Raw genomic sequence first — 2,487 nt, 5'->3', positions numbered from 1 at the left:
GGCCCAGTTGTGTACGGAATTCCAGGATCGCGGAGCGGTGGGCGCGGCAGGATTGCGCGAGGTCTTTGTAGAGGGTGAGCACACCCTCGGCGGACTTCTTCAGTTCCCGGATGTCCTCGTCGACATACGCGGCGTCGGGGGCGGTCTCGTTCTCGAATGTCTTCGCCAGCTGATCCAGTAGGGCGGGCAAGTTGCCCACGCCCGATTCGGACGCGAGCTTGTCCCACGCCTCAGCGGCGATCTGCAGGTCGTCCGGTTCCCCGTCGGGCATCGAAACGCCGAAATCCTCGAGAGCCGACACCGCGAACCCGACATCGTCGAACAGGCCACTACCAGGCCCGCCCGCCGAGGGCGGCGGCACGAGACAGACTGACCAGGCCGGCGACAACTGTGCTGGTTGTCCCGGTTCCGGTCGGCCGGTGCCGGCAACGTAATCCGCGAGCGCGTGGTTGTAGCCGAGCTGGTTCAGGATCCCGGCGTAGTTGCCCATGGCGGTGACGAGCAGCTCGGTCATACTCATCGCCGTGGTGACGGTCGAATCGTAGGACGTGGCCCATGCCTTGGATTCGCCCACATTCCCGCCCATATTGGCGGTTCCGCTCAGCGCGGCGATCTGCGTTGAGAATGCTCGCTGGAACGCGGTTGCGTACGAATACAGTGACGCGCCAGCCGAGGAATACACCGCGGGATCGACTACCAAGGTCGTCATCAGGTGTTACGACCTGCCCAGCATCGAAAGGTTCGCGGAGATCGCGGCTGTGTATCTATCGTGGGCCTCGCGGACGGCCTGGCGCATGGTGTCGATGCCTTCGGCGACGTCGGTTGCCCCGGTGTGCCATTCCCGGAAAGCCTGGGCCTGGGCGTCTGCGGCGGCACCGTTCCAGTTCTGCTGGACGGCGGAGATGCGTTGCTGCAGTCCGTCGAGGCTGTCGTTGAGGAATCCGATGAAACCCGAGATTCGGGCGACGATCTGTTCCAGCTCGTCAAGGTCGAAGCGATAGGGCTGAGCGTTGTCGACCATCACAACTCCGGAAGGTCCAGCGAACCGGTGAGCGTGACGGTGCTAGCCGCCCGCGCCCGGTCATGATCGTCGAGGGTCTTGCTCGTGACACCGAGCAGTTCGGCCAGGTCGGCCAAGGCGTCGAGAATGGTATCCGCGCCTTGCTTGGTTTCGGTCCACCCCGCGCTGAAGGAGTCGGCGGAGGTGCCTCGCCAATTGGAGAGCAGCGCTGCGATGTCCGTGTCGAGCGAAGTCAGGCCGTTGATGAGGGACTCGGCGACCTGTTGAACGTACCGACCTGCATCGGTGACTTCATCGGGCACCAGTGCGAAGTCGTTGGTGGTCGAGCCAGGTTGGCCAGTCATGCAGCAATCCTTGAACGTCGGTGTGGATCACGAGGTTGGACGCAGGTGGGTTCTATCTGGTTCCTCGGTGAGATTGTGCCGTCAGTCACAGTCTGGGGGCGGACAGGCATAGGTTCGGTCAACGGTGTTCGCGATACTCTCATGCCGCCCTGTCTCCTTGTCGAATAGGTGCTCGCGTCGGGTCACGACCTGGGTTGTGCCCTCGGGGAAGAGTTCGGCGAGATGCGAAGGAGCGAACTCTATTCCAGCGTAGAGGGTTTCATCCCGCGGGTGCGGTGCGAGCAGCTGCTGATCGGTTCGGGCTCGGTCGTGGTGCCGCCATCCGGAGCGCTGGATGCGACCGGTCTACTTGGCGAATGAGCCCATGCCACGCCAGAACTCAATCAGCCCTTCTAAGCGGAGAACGCTCAGCGCTTGACGCACGGTCGGCAGACTCACCCGGAATGGGAGTGTCGTATTAGTCCGAGTTTCAACGCCTTGGGTCGTAGCTGGTGTCGTCGACTGCCTCCGGTTGACCATGGGCACCGAGACCCCGAGGTGGCGTTCGCCGGCTACTCGGCAGCACCGGGGCAGGCCCTCGCCGAGCGCCGCGCCGGCGCCGCAAACCGACCCGGTCGTCGTCTCGGATCACCTTCGGGTTTGGGGTGGTTATCGATACCGCGCCCGTTCGACCGGTCGGACACGGCAGTCAGGGCACTTACGCCAGGGCCAGTATCTCTCGTCGATGAAGCGCGTGTGCGTAGTGGCCGACTCCCCCTCCGGACACGTTTTGTCATGCATCCTCTGCAAATTTGGAGAGGATGCGTTCTTTTTAGGGCCTCTGAGATGGTCCGGACACCGCAGATCCGCAAATTTGCGTAGTTAGTCGGTCAAAAGCGGAGGCGCTGACACGGGGGCGGTTCGATCGGTCGGGAACGGGATTCTGTCGGTGCTCAGAACGCGCTCTCAACCGGTAGGGCTTGGCCGCCGGGTTGAAGAATTAGCAGCAGCGTTTCCTCATGCGAAGGATCCGCGGCGGGCAAGGGGCGGGCAGCTGGTGGGAGCTGATGGATGGCTCAGCGATGAATCTCCCAGGCGTTCGGTTCGCTGAGCCGGAAGTCAGCGCCGCAGTCGACGATCACC

At 63.2% G+C, this 2,487-nt stretch carries 2 protein-coding genes and 1 pseudogene; all 3 read right to left on the bottom strand.

The genetic code is table 11. The features are described 5' to 3' along the window. A pseudogene (locus ON27_RS29485) lies at nucleotides 1–709 on the bottom strand (hypothetical protein); the annotation flags it as partial. A gap of 6 nt (nucleotides 710–715) precedes the next feature. Then, complete coding sequence (locus ON27_RS29480) at nucleotides 716–1,021, bottom strand: WXG100 family type VII secretion target (RefSeq protein WP_043734931.1); 306 nt, start codon at nucleotides 1,019–1,021, stop codon at nucleotides 716–718. After that, nucleotides 1,021–1,365 (bottom strand): WXG100 family type VII secretion target, encoded by a 345-nt coding sequence (locus tag ON27_RS29475; RefSeq protein WP_043734928.1) that lies wholly within the window; start codon nucleotides 1,363–1,365, stop codon nucleotides 1,021–1,023. Before ON27_RS29475 ends, ON27_RS29480 begins: the two co-directional genes overlap by 1 nt. Between the last annotated feature and the right edge of the window lie 1,122 nt (nucleotides 1,366–2,487).

Origin of the sequence: Nocardia asiatica NBRC 100129, assembly GCF_000308415.1 — a bacterium.
Taxonomy (GTDB): domain Bacteria; phylum Actinomycetota; class Actinomycetes; order Mycobacteriales; family Mycobacteriaceae; genus Nocardia; species Nocardia asiatica.
This window is presented reverse-complemented; position numbering and strand designations above follow the sequence as displayed.